Source organism: Pseudofrankia coriaricola (assembly GCF_001854805.1).
Lineage (GTDB): Bacteria > Actinomycetota > Actinomycetes > Frankiales > Frankiaceae > Pseudofrankia.
Window position 1 is genome coordinate 1 of sequence record NZ_MBLO01000040.1, and the last position, 21,089, is coordinate 21,089.

Consider the following 21,089-nt stretch of genomic DNA (forward strand, 5'->3'; position numbering starts at 1 on the left):
TTTTCGCACACCCTTTGGCCCTCTAGTGATCCTGGGGACAACGGCCGCCGGGTGTGCGAAGGAAGATCATTTTCGCACACCCTTTGGCCCTCTAGCGTGCGGCTGGCGGATCACCACCACCGTGTCGTCGTAGTCGTGAATCGGGCCAGATCGCGACCGCGACAACACGTCCGCGGCGATCATGAAGCAGACCGTTGCGGGCGCGGCGCTAGTCGGGCGGTTGCGACGTCGCCCCCGCTCCCGCCGGGCGGCCGGTCATCAGGTTTGCCTCGAGCAGGTAGGCCGGGTCGGTACGCTCGACCTGGGAGTGGGCGCGGGCGAGGATCTTCGCGTTCTGCGCGTCGCCCGGCACCGTGATCCAGAAGATCTCATCGCGGATGCCTGCCAGGCACAGGTCGGCGACCTCGGACAACGGCGCGAACGTGACCGGCAGGCCGGCCGCCTCCATGCGTTGCAGGAAGGCGCCCAGCGAGTCACGGCCGTCCTTCGGCGGGGCGCCCGGCCGGTCATAGCGGTCGGGCCGGTTCGCGCCGGGGCGCCAGATCCCGGTGTTGAGCAGGCCGGGGGTTGCGGTCGACGGGTACAGCAACGAAGCGCCGACCAGGGCGCCCGCCTCGCGCAGCTGCCCCCACAGGCATTCGGTGATGGTCGTGACCGCGGCCTTCGTCGCCGCGTAGACCGCGCTGTTGATGAGCGGGGTGAAGCCCCCGTTGCCCGAGGTGGTGTTGACGATGTGCCCCTCGACTCCCTGGTCGATCATCAGCTGGGTGAAGGCGCGGATGCCGTTGACGACACCCAGCACGTTGACGTCGAACGACCACCGCCAGTCGTTGACGTGGTGCTCCCAGATCCGTCCCTCCGAGCCCGAGCCGATGCCCGCGTTGTTGCACAGGACGTGCACGGCGCCGTAGGCGCCCAGAGCCGCGTCGCGTAACGCCTCGACGGACTCGAGCGAGGTCACGTCCGTGACGACGCCGGTCACCTCGCAGCCGGCGGCGCGCAGTTCAGCCGTGGTCTTCTCGACGAGGTCGGGCACGACGTCGGCGACGACCGCCTTCATGCCCTCGGCGCAGAACCGTTCGACAAGCGCGCGGCCGATCCCCTGACCAGCGCCCGTCACCACCGCGACCCTGCCGGCGAAGTCCTTCACAGCGCACCCCTCTGCCGTCGCGTTCGCCCGTCATGCCCTACCACCGGTACGCACCACCCAGCTTGGGTAGAACGCGTTCTACCCAACCGTCAGACCGGGCGCAACGCAAGACCCGGCCGACGGTGGCCCGCGCCGGGCTGACACGCCCCTGCCTCGAGGCCTACACCAGCATCGACGCCATCGAGCCAGCACTTGTGACCTGCGCCACGTTTGGATAACATATTCTGTATCAAATAGACGGACAACGACGACGTTAGGTGACACCGCCGGCTCCCCACCCCCTGAACAACCCGGGAGGGTCACGGTTCGAGCACGGCCGGTACGTCGCAACCGCCCCGGACCCGGCAGATCCGCCACAGCAGCCACGCAATCCAGGCCCAGCCCTCGTCGGCGTCATGCCGGCGCACCGTCAGCGCAAGAAAGGTGTTCGCCCATGCGGGCCTCACGATTAGTCACGGCCGTCGCGTTCACGGCCGCGCTCGCGACCAGCCTGGTCGCCTGCGGGAGTGGCGACGACGGCACTTCGCAACCCGGCGCGCCGACCGTCGCCGCCAACGACGTCACCCCAGGCCCGCCGACCGGCTGGAGCGACGGCGGCTGGAAACCCCCGGTGTCCCTGAAGTGCTCGCAGACGGCCTCGAACCCGACCCGCGGCGTCACCGCCACCTCGATCAAGGTGGGCGGGCTCGGCTACCTGACCAGCCCGAACGGCAGCACGCAGGCCGGCAGCGACGTCGGCGCGAAGGTGCGCTTCCAGCGAGCCAACGATTCCGGCGGCATCAACGGCCGGAAGATCGACTTCATCGGCATGCTCGACGACGGCAACGACCCGGCCCGCAACGGATCCCAGGCCAAGGTCCTCGCCCAGCAGGACCAGGTCTTCGCCGCCCTCCCGATCATGGCCTCCCGCGCCACCTACCTCGACACGTTCTGCGCCGAGACGGTGCCGTTCTTCGGCTGGGGCTTCAACCTCGGCTTCTGCGGCACGTCGATCGGCTTCGGCATCACCGGCTGCCTGCTGCCCACGCAGAAGGACGTCACGACGAACACCTACGGCCTGATGATCAAGGGCATGTTCAACGGTGACGTCAGCGGGAAGACGACCGCGCTCATCGGCCAGGACAACGACTCGGCGCGCACCGGCGTCGTCAGCCTGGCCCAGCAGGTCAAGGTGGTCGGCATCGGCGTGCCGTACGCGGAGAACCCGATCCCGGACTCCGGGCTTTCCGACACGACCGCGATCGTGTCGGCCGTGATGCAGTCCAACAAGGGCGCCCCGCCGGACGTCATCCTCGCCGTCACCGACTTCGCGACCACGGTGAAGCTCACCCAGGCGTTCGTCGCCGCCGGCTTCAAGGGCAAGTTCCTCAACGCGGTCGGCTACGACCCGCGGCTGGCCGGTTTCGACGGCCTCGCCGGCTCCTACACGCTGCTGCAGTGGTCGCCGGCGGAGGACACCTCGTCGTCGGCCGTCCAGCAGCTCGTCGCCGACTTCAAGAAGTACGCGCCCGACCAGGCGATCAGCCTGCCGGCGATGGCCGGCTACTGGTCGGCGGACATGTTCGTCACCGCCGCCACCAAGGTCGGCCCGAACCTGACGGTCGACTCGCTGCTCAAGCTGCTCAACAACAACTACTCGAACTACGTCGAGGGGGCGCTGCCCGAGACGCGTTACCCGCTGAGCCATTTCATCGGCACGCCGTGCGCCTCGATCGTCCAGCTGACCGGCAAGGCCTACACCGTCCCGACCAAGCTGTCCTGCGGCTCCCTCCTCAAGCAGTGACCTGATCGCCAGGCCGGCCCGGGTAGCGCGGTCCCCCAGACCCGCCGCCCCGGCCGGTCACGGGCCGGTGGGCGTTACAGCTCGTGGCGGCGCCTGTCCCACCGCGTCGCGCGCGAGGTCGGCCCGGGTGGGGAGGGCGTCGTAGGCGCCGGGGCGGGTGATGGTCAGCGCGGCGGCGGACTGTGCCTGGTCAACGGCGTCAGCCTGGTCCGCCTTCGCGAGGTGGCAGGCGGAGAAGACGGCGGTGAAGGCGTCGCTGGCGCCAGTCGTGTCGATGGCCTCGGTGGCATGCGCCGGGTAGGCACGGGTCGTCGCGCCGTCGTAGACCGCGCAGCCGCGCTCGGCGAGGGTGACGCAGACCAGCGGGATGGCGAGCGTCCTTCCGACGGCCTCGGCCAGGCGCTCGGCGGGGCCGTCGCGAGCCGGGTGGTCGTCGGGCAGGAGGGCACGCGCCTCGGCCTCGTTCGGGATGAGGACGTCGACGAGATCCCACCGCACGGCGTCAAGCTCGCGGCGGTCGGCGGGGCGCGGCGCCGGGTTGACGATGACCTGGGTGCCCGCGGCGCGGGCGATCTCGCTGATGCGGGAGATCGCCTCAGGAACCTCGAAGGTGAGCAGGACGGCGTCGGCGCCGCGAACTGCCTTCTCCGCCTGGGTGATGACCTCGGGCGTGATGGCGTACTCGTCGGGGACACGCCAGACGAAGGCGTTCCGACCGTCGGGGGCGGTGAACACGAGACAGACCGGGGTCGGCACGGTCGGGTGCCGGGCGATCGTGGTCACGTCGATGCCCTCGGCGGCCAGCGTCGCGAGCAACGACGACCCGACAGGGTCGGCGCCGAGCACACCGACGGCCCAGACGTGGGCACCGGCGCGCGCGAGGGTGACGGCCTGGTTCAGGCCCTTGCCACCAGGAACCGTCCGGACCGAATCGGGGCGCAGATCGTCACCCCAGTTCGGCAGAACCGGGGTGTTGATCAGACAGTCGGCGTGGTACGAACCGACCACGACGATCCTCAGATCGGAGATCGGTCGCGGCGGCGCCGTGCCCGGCTCGGCCCGGCTCACCGTTGGTGTGTCCAAGCCATCTAGCTCGGCGGTGTCTCTGAAATCGGCGGTGTCTCTGAAAAAAGAGGTGCCTTCTCAGAAAGAAAGGCCCGCGCGTCCGGCAGCGCCTCCTCGATCGGCACCCGTTTGAACACGCCGAGCGCGTCCCGGTAGATCAGGAGCGCGCCCGTCCGGGCGAACTCGGAGATGACCTGCCGGCAGCCCCCGCAGGGCGCGCACGGCCCGCCGTTGCTTTCGGCGACGGCGACGGCGACGATCTCGAGGTCCTCCCTGCTGTCAGTGACCGCCTTGACGATCGCCGCCCGCTCGGCGCAGATCGACATCGGATACGACCGGTTCTCCACGTTGGCACCCGAGCAGAACCGGCCGTCCCCCGTCAGGAGCGCCGCGCCGACCTGAAAGTTGGAATACGGCGCATAGGCGAACTCCGTGGCCTCGGTCGCCATTCTCACGAGCTCGTTCACGATCTGGTCGGTGACGCGCGCATTGCTCACCATGGCCCCCTTGGACCTGGAGATGGGACGAGGACGATCCTGCCGGGCCAGCCGCCCCGCTCGAACCCAGACCTGATCCTGGCGGCTACTCCTCGCCGCGCCGGTAGACGAGGCCGTCCGCCTTCGGGGGCCGCAGCCGCTGCGAGGAGAACGCGAGTACCAGCAGCGTGGTCACGTACGGGGTGGCGGTGACGACCTGGCCGGGCAGCGAGTCGGTTCCGGCGTACCAGGCGGCCAGTCCGCCGGCAGCCACGAAGCAGGCGATGGCCGCGACGATCCGCCGTCGCCCACCGCGGCTGGCGGCCCTCCCGGCCACCGTGCCCTCGCCGCCGGAGTCACCGTTGTCGCCACCCGCGCCACCCGCGCCGCCGAGGCCACCGCCGGTTCCAAGGCCACCGCCAGCTCCGCGGATCCGCGACCGCCGCAGCAGCATGACCAGCCCGGCCGCGGCCAGCAGCACCGCCGCGACCAACAGCAGTGCGTGCACGGCCGGCGCGTTCCGCAACTGCAGTGCGTCGGCGTAGCCGAAGAGCGCGGCGCCGGCGGCGAGCCCGCCCGGCCGCCAGTTGCCGAAGATCATCGATGCCAGGCCGATATACCCTCGGCCGCCGGTCTGGCCCTCGCGGTAGAGGTTGGCGGCGACCTCGGCGAGATACGCCCCACCGAAGCCGGCCAGCGCGCCGGAGATCGTGACCGCCACGTACTTGTAGGCGTACACGTTGACGCCGAGCGTCTCCGCGGCGTGCGGCTCCTCGCCGCATGAGCGCAGCCGCAGCCCGAACGGGGTCCGCCACAGGATGACCGCGCTGAGCACCACCAGAGCGACCGCGATCAGCGTGAACAGCGAGATGTTCGTGAGCAGGCCGCGCAGCAGCCCGGCAAGGTCGGAGATGAGGAACCAGTGCCGGCTCTCGACCGGCCGCAGCGCCGACTCGACGCCGGGCACCGAGAACCGCCCGACCGGCCCGATCGGCGGTGACTGCGACTGGCCGCCACCGGGGGTGCCTTCGAGCAGCTCGGCGGCCAGGTACTTGGTGACGCCCAGGCCGAGGATGTTGATGGCGACACCGCTGACGATGTGGTCGACGCCGAAGGTGACGGTGGCGACCGCGTGCACCAGCCCGCCGATCGCGCCGAACAGCATGGCCGCGACCAGCCCGGCCCACGGCCCGTGCTCCCAGCCGATGCAGCCGGCCCCGAACGTGCCGAGGATCATCATGCCCTCGAGGCCGATGTTGACCACACCAGCCCGTTCGGCCCACATGCCGCCGAGCGCGGCCATCGCGATCGGGACCGTGGCGCCGAGCGCCGCCCGTACGGTGCCCGACGAGGTGAGCTGGTCAGCCCCGGACACCACCCGTGCGAACGCCATGACCAGCAGGACGCCCGCCACGGCCCACAGCCAGCGCGGCCCCGCGGCGCGGCGCCACCTCGGCGCCGGGGCGGAGCCCTTGCCCGCCGTGGACGGCGCTCCGGACCCGGACGCGGGCGGCGGTGGTGGGCTTGGGGTCAGGACCGTCGTCACGCTCCCACCTCCTGAGGCGTCGACGGGGCGGGCGGGGCAGGGGTCGTCGCGGCGAGCCTGCGCGCGACGTCCCGCTGCTCGGCCCGGGTGCGCACCCGCCGGACCAGCTCATAGGCGACGACGACCGACAGCACGATGACGCCCTGGGTGACGAGCACGATGTCCCTCGAGACGCCCCGCAGCTCCAGCGAGGTCGCCGCGTTGTCGAGGAAGCCGAACAGCAGCGCGCCGATCGCGATGCCGACCGGATGGTTGCGGCCGAGCAGCGCGATCGCGATCCCGGTGAAGCCGAGCCCGGCGGGGAAGTCCAGGGAGAAGGTGTGCGCCGCGCCGAGCAGCTGCGGCATGCCGACCAGGCCGGCGACCGCGCCGGACAGGAGCATGCTGATGATGATCATCCGGCTGACCCGCACGCCGCTGGCCTTCGCCGCGTCCTCGCTGGCGCCGGCGGCCCGCAGGTCGAAGCCGAACCGGGTGCGCGACAGCAGGAACCAGTAGCCGGCTCCGACCGCGACCGCCAGGATCGCCAGGCCGTAGACCTGCAGCCGCGAGTCCGGGATGAGCGAGATCCCGGGGACCTGCCCGGAGGCCGGGATGGTCGGGGTACCGATGTTGTTCGAGCCGACGGTGCGCACGGCAAGCCGCTCCGGCGTCAGCAGATAGGCGATCAGCGCCGTACCGATGAAGTTCAGCATGATGGTCGAGATGACCTCGCTGACGCCGCGGTAGACCTTCAGCAGCGCCGCGAGGCCCGCCCACGACGCGCCCACGCCCATCGCGATCAGCAGCACGACGGTGACGTGCAGGACAGGCGGCAGGCTGATCTCGGCCGCCGCCGCGGCGGCGAGCAGCGCGGCCAGCCGGTACTGCCCGTCCACGCCGATGTTGAACAGGTTCATCCGGAACCCGATCGCGACCGCGACCGCCGAGAAGTAGTACGTCACCGCCGAGTTGACCATCAACGCCTGCGACCGCGGCCGCTGGGCGTACGTGACCATCGTGTCGAGAACGTCGAGCGGGCTGCTGCCGGAGCCCACCAGTACCAGCACCGTCACCGTGACCGCGGTGACCAGTGCCAGCAGCGGCGCCGCGAGCGCGGCGCCGGCGGAGGCGAGCAGTCTCGTGGGGTTCGGCACCGTCACCTGTCCTCCCCGGGCTCCGCGGCGGCACCGGTATCGCCGCTGTCGCCGGTATCACCGACATCGCCGGCACCCGGTCCGGCCCCGTCCGTGGCGGCCGCGGCCGCGGCGGGTGTGGTGACCGCGCCCGGCGCGGTGTCCACGGCGGGCGTGCTGGGCACGGCCGGCGCGCGGCTCATGCCGGACATCGCCGATCCCAGATCCTCCGGGGTCACGCCGCGGGGGTCGGCCTCGGCGACCAGCCGGCCGCGCAGGATGACCCGCAGCGTGTCGGACAGGCCGATCAGCTCATCCAGGTCGGCGCTGACCAGCAGCACCGCCAGGCCCTCCCGGCGGGCGGCCCGCAGCTGGTCCCAGATCGCGGCCTGGGCGCCGACGTCCACCCCGCGGGTCGGATGCGCCGCGACGAGCAGCGTCGGGCCGTCGCGCATCTCCCGGCCGACGATCAGCTTCTGCTGGTTGCCGCCCGACAGCGCACCGGCGGCGACGGCCACCGACGGGGTGCGCACGTCGTACTCGGCCACGATCTGGCGGGTGTCGGACCGGGCCGCGGACGGCGTCAGCAGGCCGCCACGGGAGTTCGGCGGCCGGGTCTGATGGCCGAGCATGCGGTTCTCCCACAGCGGCGAGTCGAAGAGGAGGCCGGAGCGGATCCGGTCCTCGGGCACGTACGCCACGCCGGCCTCCCGGCGGCGTCGCGTCGGCCACGCGGTGACGTCGGTCCCGCCGAGCAGCACCCTGCCGGTGGCGGCGGGCCGGATGCCCATCACCGCCTCGATCAGCTCGGCCTGGCCGTTGCCCTCGACACCGGCGATGCCGAGAATCTCGCCGCGCCGCACGGTGAAGCCGACGTCCGTCACGGCCCGGCGGCCATCCTCGGTGTCGACGGACAGTCCCTCGACCGTCAGCGCCACCTCGTCGGTGACGGATTCCTCCGAGATCTCCGGAGAGGGCAGCTCGCTGCCGACCATCAGCTCGGCCAGCTGCCGCGCGGTGACCTCGGCCGGACGGACGGTGCCCACCGTCGTCCCTCGTCGGATCACGGTGATGTCGTCGGCGACGGTGAGCACCTCGTCGAGCTTGTGCGAGATGAAGATGATGGACAGGCCCTCGTTGACCAGGTCACGCAGCGCTCCGAAGAGCTCGTCGACCTCCTGCGGGACGAGAACCGCGGTCGGCTCGTCGAGAATGAGGGTGCGCGCCCCGCGGTAGAGCACCTTGAGGATCTCGACCCGTTGCCGTTCGCCGATCCCCAGGTCGCGGACGTAGGCGCCAGGCCGGATGTCCAGGCCGTAGCGGGTGGCGATCTCGTTGATGCGGGTCCGCGCCTGGCGGGAGTCAAGCAGGAGCCGGCGCCACCCCGGCTTGCGCGGCTCGGCGCCGAGCACCACGTTCTCCAGCACGGTCAGGTTCTCGGCGAGCTTGAAATGCTGGTGCACCATGCCGATGCCACGGGCGATCGCGTCGGCCGGGCTGCGCAGGGTGACGTCCTCGCCGTCGACGAGGATCGTCCCCGAATCCGGCCGGTGCATCCCGTACAGCGTCTTCATCAGCGTCGACTTGCCGGCGCCGTTCTCGCCGACCACCGCGTGCACGGAGCCGCGCCGGACGCGGATGGAGACGTCCCGGTTGGCGACCACACCGGGGAACGTCTTGGTGATGTCGCGGAGCTCGACGGCGAAGGCGGCTGATTCCGTGCCAGCGGCCTCGGTGGTCTCGGCCGCCGCGGCCGCCGCGGTCTCGGCCGCCGCCTCACGGTCGCCGGTGGCTGGCCCGGCGACCGGTGTTTCGGGGTCGTCGGCGGCTGACGCCTGTGTGCCCTCGGTGCCGATGCGAGACGCTCCTCGTGGGATGGACGGAAAGGTGGGCGGGCTCCGGGCCGTGCCGGCGCCGGCGCCGCGCCCTGGTAGGCCCGGGCCTCTGCCGCATGACGTTCCCGCGGCCGGGCCCCGCTCCGCTCTGACCGGCCAGGCGGGCCGGCGTAGCCAGAGCCGGCCGCGGTCAGTGACCTGACCGCGGCCGGCGTGGTTGGCGGGCAAGGCCCGCCAGGTGTCCGGCCTGGCTGGGTCAGATCAGCTGGTCGGTGTGGTCGGCACCTTGATCTCCCCAGAAATGATCTTCTTCTGGTAGTCCTCGGCCATGGCCGTGTACGGCGACACGGCACTGTTCGACGTCGAGAAGGCCACGCCGCCGACCTTCAGGTCGTACACCTTCGCCCCGGTCAGCGGCTTGCCGTCGACCGCCGACTTGACCATGTCGTAGACGGCGACATCCACATGCTTGATCATCGAGGTGAGAATGACCGGCTGGACGTCCGCGGCGGCGCCCAGGTACTGGTCCGCGTCGACGCCGATGGCGAGCTTGCCGGCGGACTTCGCGGCGGTGAAGACACCGCCACCGGAACCGCCCGCCGCGTGGTACACGACGTCGGCGCCGCTGTCGTACATGCCGGCGGCCGCGGTCTGGCCCTTGGCCGGGTCGTTGAAGCCGGTGAAGTCCGGCGGCTGGGTCAGGTAGGTCACCTGGATCTTGATGTCCGGCTTGACCGCCTTCGCGCCCGCCTCGTAGCCGGCCTGGAACTTCTGGATCAGCGGGGTGTTGACGCCGCCCACGAAGCCGATGTTGCCGACCTTTGTCGCCTGCGCCGCGATCGCGCCAACGAGGAAGGAGCCCTGCTCCTCGGCGAAGGTCAGGCTGGCGACGTTCGGCACATCGACGAGCGTGGCGTCGTCGATGATCGCGAAGTTGATGTCCGGGTACTCGGGGGCCACCTTGCCGAGCGCCGTCGCGTACGCGAAGCCGACCGCGATGATCGGGTTGTTGCCGGCGTCGGCGAGCTGCCGCAGCCGCTCCTCCTTCTGGGCGTCGGTCTCGCCCTCGGCGGCCTCCAGCTCGGTCTTCGTGACGCCGAGCCCCGTGGCGGCCTTGTCGAGGCCGGCCGCCGCCGAGTCGTTGAAGGACTTGTCGCCCCGGCCACCGATGTCGTACGCGAGGCCGACCTTGATGGACTTGGCGGCGGCGGTGCCGCTGGCGGCGGGCGCCGTGCCGTCGTCCCCGTCGTCACTCCCGCAGGCACCGAGGGCGAGCACCACCACGCTGGCGGCGGCGACGAGCCCCGTTATCTTCCCAAAGCGGCCGAATCTCCGCATACGCCTGTCTGCGTGCAAGGAACCTGTCTCCCCTTCGTATGCCTCGGGCACTCCACCCGTCGGCGCCGTCAGCGTCGGCCCCTGCCGGGAAAGATCCCCCCAATCCCCCCGATCTGGGCGTAACCGTAGGGAGGCTAGAACTAGCAGGTTTCACCGCCAGATGCCGGCAGTTTCCAGGCTCAACGCACTTGTAACACTTGTGTTACCTAATTCACAAAGGTCGAGTCAAGGTTGACGGTCACGTGACGCCGCGGACCGCGGGCGTGCGGGTACCGCGCTCCGTTATCGGTTGTTCATCCGGTTGGAACGCGTCGTTGGACGGCCGCCGGTCCCCCGCGGATCCGTGGCCTCGCCCGCTCAGGCCGGGGCCGGGGCGGAAACCGGCACGCAACAGCGTTGTCGGCGGATCACGGGTCGAGGCATCGCGGCGCAGCGGTCCGGTGAAGCCGAGACGTTGCGAGCCGCGGCCGGCCACCCGGGCCTGACCGCCCGAAAGTGACGCCGGCGAGGCGGCCCGGGCGGGTGCTGGGCGGTCAGATGATCTGGGTCAGATGATCTGAAGGACGACCGGCCTGGCGGCCGGCGCGGACTCGGACACCCGAAACGCGTCTCGGACGAGGTCGACGGGCGGCTGGACACCGTGGCGATGGTGAATGACCGCCAGCGGCTCACCCACCGAGACCCGATCCCCCACCTGGTGACGCAGCACGACCCCCGCCGCGTGGTCCAGCGGTCCGCCCTTGACAAGCCGGCCCGCGCCGACCCTCATCGCGGCCGTGCCGATGGCGCGTGGGTCGATCTCGTGCACGTAGCCACCGCGATCGGCGAGGACCTGCTCGCGGCAGTCGGCGGTCGGCAACCCGCCCGGTTCCGCCAGCGCGTCGGGCTCGGCTCCCTGCGCCACCGCCCAGCGGAGAAACTGCTCGTAGCCCTCGCCGCCGGCCAGGATCCCGCTCACCTTCCGCTCGGCCGCCTCCGGCGCGAGGCCCGGCTCCGCGCTGCGCAGCATCAGGGCGGCGATCGTGCGGCAGAGCTCCGTCAGTCCCGGCACCTCCTGGCCCCTGAGCACGTCCAACGCCTCACGTACCTCGAGGGCGTTCCCGACCGCATACCCGAGCGGCTGGCTCATGTCCGTGAGCACGGCCCGGCAGCGTAGTCCGGCCCCGGTGGCGACCTCGACCATCAGCCGCGCCAGGTCGAGAGCCCGGTCCCGGTCCGGGATCAGCGCCCCCGCGCCCGTCTTCACGTCGAACAGCACACCGTGCGCACCCACCGCTATCTTCTTGCTGACGATGCTGGCCGCGATCAGCGGAAGGCTGTCGACCGTTCCGGTGACGTCTCGCAGCGCGTACGTCGCCTTGTCGCCGGGGGTCAGGCGCGCGCTCTGCCCGGTGATGACCATCCCGACCTGGTCGACCATCCGGTAGACCTCGTCGGTGTCGAGCTCCAGCCGCAGTCCACGGATGGACTCCATCTTGTCGATCGTGCCCCCGGTAAGGCCCAGGCCGCGTCCGCTCATCTTGGCCACCGCCACCCCGCATGCCGCGACCAACGGCACAACGATGAGACTCACCGTGTCGCCCACGCCGCCCGTGCTGTGCTTGTCGAGCACCACCCGTCCGGTCGCGGCGAAGTCGAGCGTCTCACCGCCGGTCACATAGGCCCGGGTGAGGGCCACCGTCTCCGCCCGCGACAAGCCCTGACAGGCCACCGTCGCCAGCCAGGCGGACATCTGATAGTCGGGAATCCGGCCGGCGACGAAGTCCGCCACAAGCCGCTCGATCTCTTCCACGGCCAACGCGGTCCCCGCCCTGGTGCGGGCGACAGCGTCGATGGCGCGCGCGGAGGCTTCAGCGTTCATGCGCTCAGTCTCCACGCTGGTCAAGGGGCGCAGGACGAGGTGTGACGCGCCCGCCCGCTGGCTGAGGGTCAGGTTTCTCGAAGCGCCGCCCGCGGTTAGACGAGCTCCGCGAGACCGAGCGATCTTGATGGCACGCCGCCAGGAAGGGCCTCGTCGCGAGGACCGGCTCAGTGCGCCAGGCGGCCGTCGGCCGGATGGCGGAAGGTTCGAGGGAGGACGGCCGCGGCCGCGACGGCGCTGGCGGCCGCCGCCACCGCTCCGGCGATGAAAGCGTGCTGGAACGCGTCGGCGGACGGGCGGGCGGCGGTCAGCGCCGATCCCGCGACGCTCGAGAGAACAGACACGCCGACGGCGCCGCCGAGCTCGTGGAAGGTGTTGACGAGCGCGGAGCACAGGCCCCACGGCCGCGCGGTCTTGGGCGTGGCCTCGGGCACGGCCCGCTCGATGGTGGTCACGGAGACCTCCGATAACTTGAACACGACTGTACGAGTTTTCGGTACGCTACCATCAACTCGAATCAACGGGTACGAGTTATCGGTGATCGTTAGGAGAGGCCGGATGGCGGTGAGCGAAAGCACCCCGACCGGGCAGCGGGCCCGGCGAGCCGACGCGCGCCGCAACGTGGAGGCCATCCTGGACGCGGCCACGCGCAGCCTGCGGCGCAACCCGGACGTGAGCATCGCGGACATCGCGGCCGAGGCCGGCGTCGGCCGCATCACGCTCTACGGCCACTTCAAGACCCGGGCCGACCTGGTGGAAGCCGTCCTCGCCCGCACGATCAGTCACGCAAACGCGGCGTTCGACGGCCTCGACCTCTCCGGCGACCCGGTCAGGGCGCTGGCGACGCTCGTGACCTCGTCGTGGCGGATCGTCGAGCAGCACCGTGGCGTGCTGGGCGCCGCGTCCCGCGAGCTAGGGCACGAGCGCATCCGCGACGCGCACGACGACATCCTCGCCCGCGTCGGCCAGCTAGTGGAGCGCGGCCAGGCGGAGGGCGTCTTCCGCGGCGACCTGCCCGGCTCGTGGCTCGTCACTGTGATGCTCACGCTCATGCACGCCGCCGCGGAGGATGTCGACGCCGACCGGCTGGACGCTTTCGATGCCGGCCCCTACCTGGTCCGCACCCTCGTCGCCGCTCTCACGCCCCCCGGCTCGACCGTCCCGGTCCGGTAGCGGCCTAGAACGTGGGCACGTCCAGGCCGCTGGACGCCTACAACTCGCTGCCCCGGCCGGGCCCAGGCGGAGGAGGACCGTTGCCGGATGTGCGCTCGCTTCGTCTTTCTTCGCCACGGGCGAGACGCCCTCCTTGCCGTGGTTGGCGCCAGCCGGGTCAGGGTCGCCGCGGAAGTGCTCCTGCCGGTGTCTGTGACCGTATCCGGCCGGATCCGGCGAGCAGAGCGTCGAGGGACCAGCGTCCCGGTCCGACGATCAGGAGGAAGACAAGGCCGAGGAGCATGGACCAGTCGGTACGGGCGTCGTGGGCCATGCCCCAGAAGCCGGAGACGCCGAGGAAGCCGCCGGCCTGTAGTTCGCGCAGCTTGGTCAGGATGATCGCGAGGCTGATGTCGACGAGCAGCGGGATGCAGGCCAGCCGAGTGAGCAGCCCTGCCAGCAGGAGACTGCCGCAGATGATCTCGATGGTGCCGTCCAGGTAGGCGAAGAAGCTGGGCGCGGGTATGCCGATCTTGTCGAAGCGGCCCGGACCGAGCTTCTCCGGGAACAGGAACTTCTGGATGCCCTCGGACAGGAAGACCGCGCCGACGAGCAGCCGGACCAGGATCAGTGCGGCCGGCCCGTCGGACTTGAGCATCTTGGCGAGGTCCGGCATGCGTCCTTCCCCTTCCGTCCTGGTGAGCTGACCTGGGTGGTGGGATCGCCCGCCTGGCACGGCCGGTTCGCGGGGTCGCTGGTGGACGCCCCGCCGGCCAACAAGGCCGCCGCCCCGAACAGGCGACGCCGAGGCAGTTCCCAAGGACCCGACACCACTCACCCCCTGCATGCGTAGCCGCACTGACACACAGCGTAGGAACCGGTGGCCCGGATCGCTTCCGGGCCCGGCGAGGCCGCGCAGGAAGACCGAACAATCTGGGTTGTTCGATCAAACTTGCTTGATGTAGCGTCTCCGGCGTGGCGGTGGATGGTCGGGATGTGCGCTTCCGCTGCTTGCGGGCCATCCGGTGCGGCGGCTGTTGAGCGCATCGGTCCGAGTTCGCCGGCCGGCGACTCGACGACATAGCCAGCGTGCGTGACTGGTGCGGACGGCCCGCCCGACGTTCCCGGGACTGCCGGGGACGATCCGCCGGAGCCTGCTCGACCCGGCCCGGATGGGCGGCAAGGGCGAAGCAAGCTGCCCGGCGGTCGAGCGGCTCGCCGCCGACGTCGAGGCCCGGGACCGCGTTCCGCTCGCGAATCGAGGCACCGTCGCACCTGGACGCGGCGGCGCCCGCCTGACGGCCTCTCCGTTTCGAGTACATGGCCGACGGCGTCGGCGCGACACGCCTGGAGTGACCTGTGGACCTGAACGCGGACGCGGCGGCGACGCCCACCCACCCCAGCGTCGGCACCATGCTGCGCGAGTGGGGCCGGATCGGCTGCCTCGGGTTCGGCGGCCCGCCGACGCACATCGCGATGTTTCGCCAGCTGTGCGTCGAGGACCGGGGATGGATCACGGCGCACGAGTTCGAGGACGCGATCGCCGCCTGCAACCTGCTACCCGGCCCGGCCTCCACCCAGCTGTCGATCTACTGCGCCTGGCGGCTGCGCGGCCGGGCCGGCGCGCTCGTCGGCGGTCTCGCGTTCATCCTCCCCGGGCTGGTGGCCATCCTGGCGCTGTCCGCACTGTTCCTGGCCGGATCCCCACCCCGGTGGGTGCGCGCGGCCGGCGCCGGCGCGGGAGCGGCGGTCGCGGCCGTCGCCGTGCACGCCGCGATAGGACTGCTACCCGCCAGTTGGCGGCGCGCCAGGACCGTCAGTCGCCGTCGCTGGCCGTTCTACCTGGCCGCCGGCCTCGCCGGCGCCGCGACGCTCGGCCCCTGGCTGGTCCTCCTCCTTCTCGGCTGCGGCCTGGTCGAGCTCGCGGCCCGCACCACCAGCCTCGGCCGCGGCGGCCGGACTCACCTGCCGGCGGTCGCCCCGATGCCCGTGCTGGCAGCCGGCGCCGTGGCCGGCGGCGGGCTGCTCGCGCTGGCCTGGGTCGCGATCAAGGTCGGCCTGCTGTCCTACGGCGGCGGCTTCGTCATCATCCCGCTCATGCAGGCCGACGCCGTCGACCACTACCACTGGATGAGCGCCAGCCAGTTCCTGGGCGCCGTCGCCCTCGGCCAGGTCACCCCTGGCCCCGTCGTGCACACCGTCGCCGCCGTCGGCTACGCCGCAGCCGGCATCGGCGGCGGACTGCTCGCCGCCGCGATCGCCTTCGCCCCCTCCTTCGCGTTCATCCTCGTCGGCGGACCCCATTTCGACCGGCTGCGGACCGACCCTCGCGTGCGCTCCTTCCTCGACGGCGCCGGGCCCGCAGCGCTCGGCGCCATCCTCGGCTCCGCCATCCCACTCGCGCTCGCCCTGCACGAGCCCTGGCAGTTCGCCGTCCTCGCCGGCGCCGCCGTCTTTCTCCTCGTCGCGCGCCGCGGCGTGGTCCTCACCCTGCTCGCCGCCGCCGTTGCCGGTGTGGTCGTCGTGGCCGCCGGAGGACCGCTGACCTACTGACCCGACGACGGCCGGCGTCGAGGGCATGGCCCGGTGACTGCGGGGAGGCGCCATCACGTCGAGCCCGGCCTTCATCCGCCTCCGATAGCCCGCGGATAAGCCAGCCCAGAAAAGGTTGACTGATCCGCGGGCGCAGGTCGAGGCAGCTGTCATAGTCAGCGGACGTGCACTAAACCGTCCTCAGGCACCGCCGTCACCTCTCGTTGGGACGGTGCCGTCGTCGTCCCGGTCATCGATCACATGGAGCAAGAACCGGATACGGGTCTCCAAGTCGACGGCGAGACGCTCGAAGGACGGATAGGTTTCGTCGTCGGTATCGCCGTCCAACGCAGGGTCTGGAATGCTCCAGTGGATGAGGTTGGGGTGCCCGGGGAAATCCGGGCAGACCTCCCGCACACGGTCACACAGACTGATCACATGGTCGAACCGCTGACCGATGAACGCGTTCAGGTGCTTGGCGCGCCGGCCGCTCAGATCGATTCCTCGGACCGACATCACCCGCACAGCGTTCGGATGCAACCTCTTGGGATGACTGCCAGCGCTACATGCCACCGCCCGGCCACCGGCCTGCGCCTGGAGGAGTCCTTCGGCGATCTGCGAACGGGCGCTGTTCCCGGTACACAGAAACAGGACCCGCGCTGGCGTCCTCGCCGGCTCCACGGGACAGGCGGGCGGTGGCGCCAGCCGTAGAGCAGGATGCAGCCCCCCACCCGCGGCGGCAAGCAGCTCTCCGCAACGCATCAGATCAAGCTTGTAGTAGGCGTCCCGACCGTCCGCCGAACTACGCCGCATCGACACCAACCGCGCGGACCGCAGCTGGCCAAGGTGGTAGGAGACCAGGCTCTGCTTCTGACCCAACAGCTCAGTCAGCTCCCGGACCTGCCGATCGCTGCGAGCCAGCTCGCTCAACAACCGCCAACGCACCGGGTGGCCGGCCAGCCGCAGGAACATCGGCGGGGACACCTCACGTCCGACAGCTATCACGCCCCAGACGATACATCAGTCTAATTCGACCCATCAATCCAGACTGATCGATCGTTCCTCGACGGGCAACGACCACCCCGGCACCCCGCTTTGCCAGCGCCGCCGCAGTGGTCATTGAGAAGATCTACAAGGACTTCTACGACAAGCGGCAGGTCTCCATGTCCCGCACAGAAAGGAACTACCGGCTCGGCACGAACGTCAAAGCGCCCAGGGGTGGCGTCGTCATAGCAGATCCGGGTCCGGCCTACCGAGTTCCGAATCTTTTTCTTCTTGCAGAACCTGACGAACTGGCGGCTGACTTCCGCGGTCGGCGTGGAACACGACGCCGGCGAGCGGCACCTCGGCGTGCGCACCCGCCTTCGCGACCTCCGCCGCCAACGTCTCCGGATCGTTGGCGATCCGGACGGTCGACAGCGGCCGGACGGTCGACAGCGGAACGCCTTCCGGCGTCATCCGCACCACCACACTCCGGCGACGGTGCAGATCAATACCGACTACCTGCGTGCCCTTGAGTCACAGGGGCCTCCTCGTCCAGTGACGATGGCAACAACCCCCGGCCTACCCGGGGGCCGTCACCAAAGAGCGGAGGCCCCGCCCTTCATCGCATCAGCGCGGGGATGTGGTGAGTATCGTCGGCCGGGATGGACATGGATATCTGCCTGTTCGGCGGGCTGCGGGTGTTCAGGGCGGGACATGCCGTCGACCTTGGACGACCCAAGCAGCGGTTTCTGCTGGGTGTGCTGGTCCTCGATGCGGGCCGGACGGTGCCCGCGCAACGACTCGCCGAACTGCTCTGGGGACGGGACGGCGACCGCGAGCGGGCCTCGCTGCAGGCATATGTCTCCCACCTCCGCCGCGCGCTGGAGCCGCCGCGCGCCGTTGGGGCGGGGCCGTCGGTAGTCGTTCGCCAGCCGCCCGGATACCGGCTTGCGGCCGATCGGGCGCAGGTGGACGTCCTGCGGTTCGAGGATCTACTGAGTACCGGCCGCCGGTGCGCAGGGGCGGGCCGGGACGCCGAGGCGCTGGACGCGTTTGAGTCGGCGGCCGCGCTGTGGACCGCACCCCCGCTCCCGGAGTTCGCCGACCGACCGGTCGTCCTCGACGCCGCTACCCGGCTGCGCGGTCTGTTGGGAGTCGCGCTTGAGGGCGCGGCGGAGATTCACCTGCGGACCGGACGCGCCGACGCGGCGGCGTCGCTTCTGGAACCTGCCGTTGCGGAGTTCCCGCTGCGTGAGCGGCTGCACAGCCTGCTCGCGCTCGCGTTGTACCGCACGGCCCGGCAGGCTGATGCGCTCCGCGTGATCGACAGCTCTCGCCGTGCGCTGATCGACGCCGTCGGGTTGGCGCCGAGCGCGGAACTGCGGGAGCTCCAGCGACGCATCCTCGCCCAGGCAGCCGATCTGGACTGGCAGCCGGCGGTGGCGACGCCACCTGAGCTGACAGGGGGCACGGCGATCGAAGCCGGCCCGCCGTCCTCACTGCGATGGGAGCCGCTCCTGGGCCGGGACGGCGAACTCGAACTGTTGCGGCGTGCGGCGGCCGGCGCCGTCCGGGGGCGCGGCGGCGCGGTCACCGTGAGCGGGCCGTCTGGCATCGGCAAGACCGCTCTCGTCGAGCAGATGACCGACCTCGTCGCCACCAGTGGCTTTGCCACCGCCTGGGCACGGTGCCCCGAGAACGGCGGTTCGCCGCCGTTCTGGGCACTGGCGCACCTCGGCCGGCAACTCCGCGACGTCGGTGCGCTCCCCGTCGACCTGCTGGCGGCCGACCCGGCCGGTGCTGGCGACCCCTTCGTCCTGGCCCAGGCCGCCGTCGGCGCCCTTCGCGGGGCAAACCGGCCGGTCCTGCTCGTCATAGATGACCTGCAGTGGGCCGATCGGGACACCCTGCGTGTGCTCGCTCATCTCATCAAAGAGCTGCGCACCACCCGAACCCTCCTGCTGGTCACTACTCGCCCGCCGGAGTCGGCTGCCGGCGACGAACTGGGCCGCTGCCTCGCCGAACTCGCCCGGCAGCAGATTGCCGAGGTAACGCTCCACGAGCTCAGCCTCACCACGGTCACCGAATGGCTCGCCATCCGGGCCGGATCCCCGGTACCACCGACGATTGCTGYCCATGTGCAGTCGCGGACCGGGGGTCTTCCGCTGTTCATCCGAGAGCTCGTCGAGCTTCTCGCCGCCGAGGGCCGCCTCGCCGACCCCGCGTTGCCCGCGGGGTGGGCTACCGTGCCGTTCGGCGTGAAGTCGATCGTCCGCAGACGCGTTGCGAGGTTGCCGACGGCTCGGGCGCAACGACTGCTGTCCATCGCGTCGGTGCTCGGGTCGCCGTTCGACCTCGCCGTCGTGGCGGACGTGGCCGAGAGCCCACTCGGGGAAGCGCTGGTCGACCTCGCCGACATCCTGGACGCCGGGCTGGTGGTGCCCGACGGTGCCGCCGGCATGTTCAGGTTCTCCCACGTCCTCGTCGCGGAGGCACTCGCGGACGAGGTGAACGCCGCCCGCCGGGCCGGGCTGCACGCCGCGGCCGCCCGGTCGGTGGCCCGACGTCACCCGGGCGACGAGCACGCCGCGCGGGTCGCTCAGCATGCGGTGGCCGGCGCCGCCGCAGGCACCGCTCTGCTTGCCGCGACGGCGGCGCGCCGGGCAGCCCGACTGGCCCAGGCACGCGCGGCACATGCCGAGGCGGCCCGGCACTGGGCGAGCGTGGTGGAGATGCTCGAACGCAGCCAGCCCGAGGACGGGACGGCCCGGCTGCGGGCGCTGGTCGAACTGGCCCGCGCCCACCAGCGGGCCGGCGAGGTCCGTGCCGCCCAGCAGGCCGTGGTCGCCGCCGTCGAGGTGGCCGGCTCGCTCGGGGATGTCGCGGCGATGGGTAACGCCGTGGCCGTGCTCAACCATCCGAGCATCTACCCCAACCAGCCCTACGGGGTTGTCGACCTCCGGCTCGTCGCGGTGCTGGACGGCGTCCTCGCGGCGCTCCCGGCGGACGACAGCGCAGCGCGGGTACTCGTTCTCGCCGCTTTGGCGACCGAACTGTTCCACAGCAGCGACACCGAACGCAGAGACCACGCTACGAACGAGGCGATCGACATCGCGCGGCGGCTCGGCGATCCCGCGGTGCTGGCTGGCGCGTTGCACGCCCGTACCTTCGCGCTGAAGCGGCCCGCCGCGGTACCGGTCCGCCGGCGGGTCGCACTCGAACTGCTCGCCCTCGCCGAGCAGGCCGCGCTGGGTGACGACCTCGTCCTCGTCGCCCAGTTGCAGGTGACCCAGGCAGACTTCGCGCTCGGTGACTTCGACGCCGTCCAGGCCGGATTGCCGCGGTGTCTCGGATTGGGCGACCGGCCCGTCGGCCAGGCGCTGCGCGGCCAGCTCGGCTTCTTCCGAGCCCTCTTCGAGCTCGCACGGGGACGTTACAGCGAGGCAGTGCGGCACGCCGAGGAGGCATTCGAGGTGTTCCGCCGCGGCCGCGGCGACGAGGCCGGGTTCTATCGCCTCGCCCAACGCCTGACGATCGGCCATGACCTCGGCGGGCTGGATGATGGTCTCATCGACGCGGTACTGGCTGACGCCGAGGTCACCGGCTTCGCGCTCGCCGTCCGGCTCTACGTCGCGGTGATCCTGTTCGACCTCGGACGGCCCGACGATGCTGTCCGGCAGCTGCCATACCCGCGGGGGACGGTGCCGGATCGGCCTCTCGACTACGTCACCGTGTTCATCGACGTCGCCGCCGCCATCGTGGCTGCCGAGACCGGCGACGCCGTCGCCGCCGCTGTCCTGCTCGACCGGATCACGCCGTGGGCCGGCCGGTGGGCGTCGGCCGGCACAGCCGCCGCCTCGCTCGGTCTCGTGGATCTGGCCATCGCCCGGCTGCATGCGGCGGTGGGCGACACGGCTCGGGCTCGCCCCGCCTTCGCGGCGGCTGTCGCCGGACACGAGAGGGTGGGCTCACCTGCCTGGCTGGCCCGCTCGCTGCTGCACCAGGGCCGGTTTCTTCGCGCGGCCGGGGACGGAGCCGCGGCCTCGGCCGCATTCACCCGAGCCGCGGCGCTCGCCGACGCGTTCGCGCTGCCGATTGTGGCCGGCCAGATCGTCACCGCGCAGAGCTGAGTAGTCCCGCCTGTCCTCGGGCCGCAGGCAGTCTCCGCCCGTTGTCGGCCGCGGGCAGTCCCCGCCCGTCGTCAGGCCGCAGGCGGTCGCGGTGGACGTCAAGGTTCCGTCAAGGTTTCGTC

Annotated in this window: 16 protein-coding genes; 4 read left to right on the forward strand and 12 right to left on the reverse strand. The window is 71.2% G+C overall.

Translation table 11 applies throughout. The features are described 5' to 3' along the window. Window positions 1-208: 208 nt before the first annotated feature. Window positions 209-1,150: an SDR family NAD(P)-dependent oxidoreductase gene (locus tag BCD48_RS08420; RefSeq protein ID WP_071047761.1), complete on the reverse strand. Its 942-nt coding sequence runs from the start codon at window positions 1,148-1,150 to the stop codon at window positions 209-211. Window positions 1,151-1,583: 433 nt separating this feature from the next. Between BCD48_RS08420 and BCD48_RS08425 the strand changes: the two genes are divergently transcribed. Next, a complete protein-coding gene (locus tag BCD48_RS08425) occupies window positions 1,584-2,933 on the forward strand; it encodes an ABC transporter substrate-binding protein (protein WP_071047762.1) in 1,350 nt (449 codons plus the stop codon). Window positions 2,934-2,990: 57 nt separating this feature from the next. Here the strand turns inward: BCD48_RS08425 and BCD48_RS08430 are convergent, their stop codons facing one another. The 8 genes from BCD48_RS08430 to BCD48_RS08465 form a co-directional block, all read right to left on the reverse strand. Continuing rightward, window positions 2,991-3,941 carry a PfkB family carbohydrate kinase gene (locus BCD48_RS08430; RefSeq protein WP_241841593.1) on the reverse strand — a complete coding sequence of 317 codons (951 nt, stop codon included), beginning with the start codon at window positions 3,939-3,941 and terminating at the stop codon, window positions 2,991-2,993. Between the two features lie 80 nt (window positions 3,942-4,021). Then, window positions 4,022-4,498, reverse strand: coding sequence for a cytidine deaminase (cdd, locus tag BCD48_RS08435; RefSeq protein WP_071047763.1), 477 nt, complete (start codon window positions 4,496-4,498; stop codon window positions 4,022-4,024). Between the two features lie 82 nt (window positions 4,499-4,580). Beyond that, window positions 4,581-6,020: an ABC transporter permease gene (locus tag BCD48_RS53300; protein ID WP_071047764.1), complete on the reverse strand. Its 1,440-nt coding sequence runs from the start codon at window positions 6,018-6,020 to the stop codon at window positions 4,581-4,583. After that, a complete protein-coding gene (locus tag BCD48_RS08445) occupies window positions 6,017-7,162 on the reverse strand; it encodes an ABC transporter permease (protein ID WP_083418333.1) in 1,146 nt (381 codons plus the stop codon). The genes BCD48_RS53300 and BCD48_RS08445 overlap by 4 nt, the downstream gene beginning before the upstream one ends. After that, window positions 7,159-9,198 carry an ABC transporter ATP-binding protein gene (locus tag BCD48_RS08450; RefSeq protein ID WP_241841594.1) on the reverse strand — a complete coding sequence of 680 codons (2,040 nt, stop codon included), beginning with the start codon at window positions 9,196-9,198 and terminating at the stop codon, window positions 7,159-7,161. Before BCD48_RS08450 ends, BCD48_RS08445 begins: the two co-directional genes overlap by 4 nt. Window positions 9,199-9,231: 33 nt before the next feature. Beyond that, complete coding sequence (locus tag BCD48_RS08455) at window positions 9,232-10,308, reverse strand: BMP family lipoprotein (protein ID WP_071047765.1); 1,077 nt, start codon at window positions 10,306-10,308, stop codon at window positions 9,232-9,234. A 547-nt stretch (window positions 10,309-10,855) separates the two neighbouring features. Then, complete coding sequence (locus tag BCD48_RS08460; protein WP_071047766.1) at window positions 10,856-12,169, reverse strand: thymidine phosphorylase; 1,314 nt, start codon at window positions 12,167-12,169, stop codon at window positions 10,856-10,858. A 167-nt stretch (window positions 12,170-12,336) separates the two neighbouring features. After that, window positions 12,337-12,624 carry a hypothetical protein gene (locus BCD48_RS08465; RefSeq protein ID WP_071047767.1) on the reverse strand — a complete coding sequence of 96 codons (288 nt, stop codon included), beginning with the start codon at window positions 12,622-12,624 and terminating at the stop codon, window positions 12,337-12,339. A 103-nt stretch (window positions 12,625-12,727) separates the two neighbouring features. Here BCD48_RS08465 and BCD48_RS08470 point away from each other — a divergent pair, with 103 nt between their 5' ends. Then, entirely contained in the window at window positions 12,728-13,342 is a 615-nt protein-coding gene (locus BCD48_RS08470) for a TetR/AcrR family transcriptional regulator (protein ID WP_071047768.1), read from the forward strand. A gap of 157 nt (window positions 13,343-13,499) precedes the next feature. On the opposite strand, the gene BCD48_RS08475 is transcribed toward BCD48_RS08470, so the two are convergent. Next, window positions 13,500-13,997 (reverse strand): DoxX family protein, encoded by a 498-nt coding sequence (locus tag BCD48_RS08475; protein WP_083418335.1) that lies wholly within the window; start codon window positions 13,995-13,997, stop codon window positions 13,500-13,502. Window positions 13,998-14,680: 683 nt separating this feature from the next. Between BCD48_RS08475 and chrA the strand changes: the two genes are divergently transcribed. Beyond that, entirely contained in the window at window positions 14,681-15,874 is a 1,194-nt protein-coding gene (gene chrA, locus BCD48_RS08480) for a chromate efflux transporter (RefSeq protein WP_241841595.1), read from the forward strand. Between the two features lie 180 nt (window positions 15,875-16,054). On the opposite strand, the gene BCD48_RS08485 is transcribed toward chrA, so the two are convergent. Further along, the gene (locus tag BCD48_RS08485) at window positions 16,055-16,825 is read right to left on the reverse strand and encodes an arsenate reductase/protein-tyrosine-phosphatase family protein (RefSeq protein WP_071047769.1); all 771 of its coding nucleotides are present in this window, start codon (window positions 16,823-16,825) and stop codon (window positions 16,055-16,057) included. 255 nt (window positions 16,826-17,080) lie between these two features. Beyond that, window positions 17,081-17,317: a hypothetical protein gene (locus tag BCD48_RS52100; RefSeq protein ID WP_198543152.1), complete on the reverse strand. Its 237-nt coding sequence runs from the start codon at window positions 17,315-17,317 to the stop codon at window positions 17,081-17,083. 182 nt (window positions 17,318-17,499) lie between these two features. On the opposite strand from BCD48_RS52100, the gene BCD48_RS08495 reads away from it, so the two are divergent. Continuing rightward, on the forward strand, window positions 17,500-20,967 hold the full coding sequence (locus BCD48_RS08495; RefSeq protein WP_071047771.1) for a BTAD domain-containing putative transcriptional regulator: 3,468 nt from the start codon (window positions 17,500-17,502) through the stop codon (window positions 20,965-20,967). The last annotated feature ends 122 nt before the right edge of the window (window positions 20,968-21,089 follow it).

Bases quoted from the DNA above. Each gene is read 5' to 3' on its own strand.
- BCD48_RS08460 (WP_071047766.1), bottom strand. From the start codon at position 12,169: ATGAACGCTGAAGCCTCCGCGCGCGCCATCGACGCTGTCGCCCGCACC.
- BCD48_RS08425 (WP_071047762.1), top strand. From the start codon at position 1,584: ATGCGGGCCTCACGATTAGTCACGGCCGTCGCGTTCACGGCCGCGCTC.
- BCD48_RS08475 (WP_083418335.1), bottom strand. From the start codon at position 13,997: ATGCCGGACCTCGCCAAGATGCTCAAGTCCGACGGGCCGGCCGCACTG.
- BCD48_RS08485 (WP_071047769.1), bottom strand. From the start codon at position 16,825: ATGTTCCTGCGGCTGGCCGGCCACCCGGTGCGTTGGCGGTTGTTGAGC.
- BCD48_RS08470 (WP_071047768.1), top strand. From the start codon at position 12,728: ATGGCGGTGAGCGAAAGCACCCCGACCGGGCAGCGGGCCCGGCGAGCC.
- BCD48_RS08455 (WP_071047765.1), bottom strand. From the start codon at position 10,308: ATGCGGAGATTCGGCCGCTTTGGGAAGATAACGGGGCTCGTCGCCGCC.
- cdd (WP_071047763.1), bottom strand. From the start codon at position 4,498: ATGGTGAGCAATGCGCGCGTCACCGACCAGATCGTGAACGAGCTCGTG.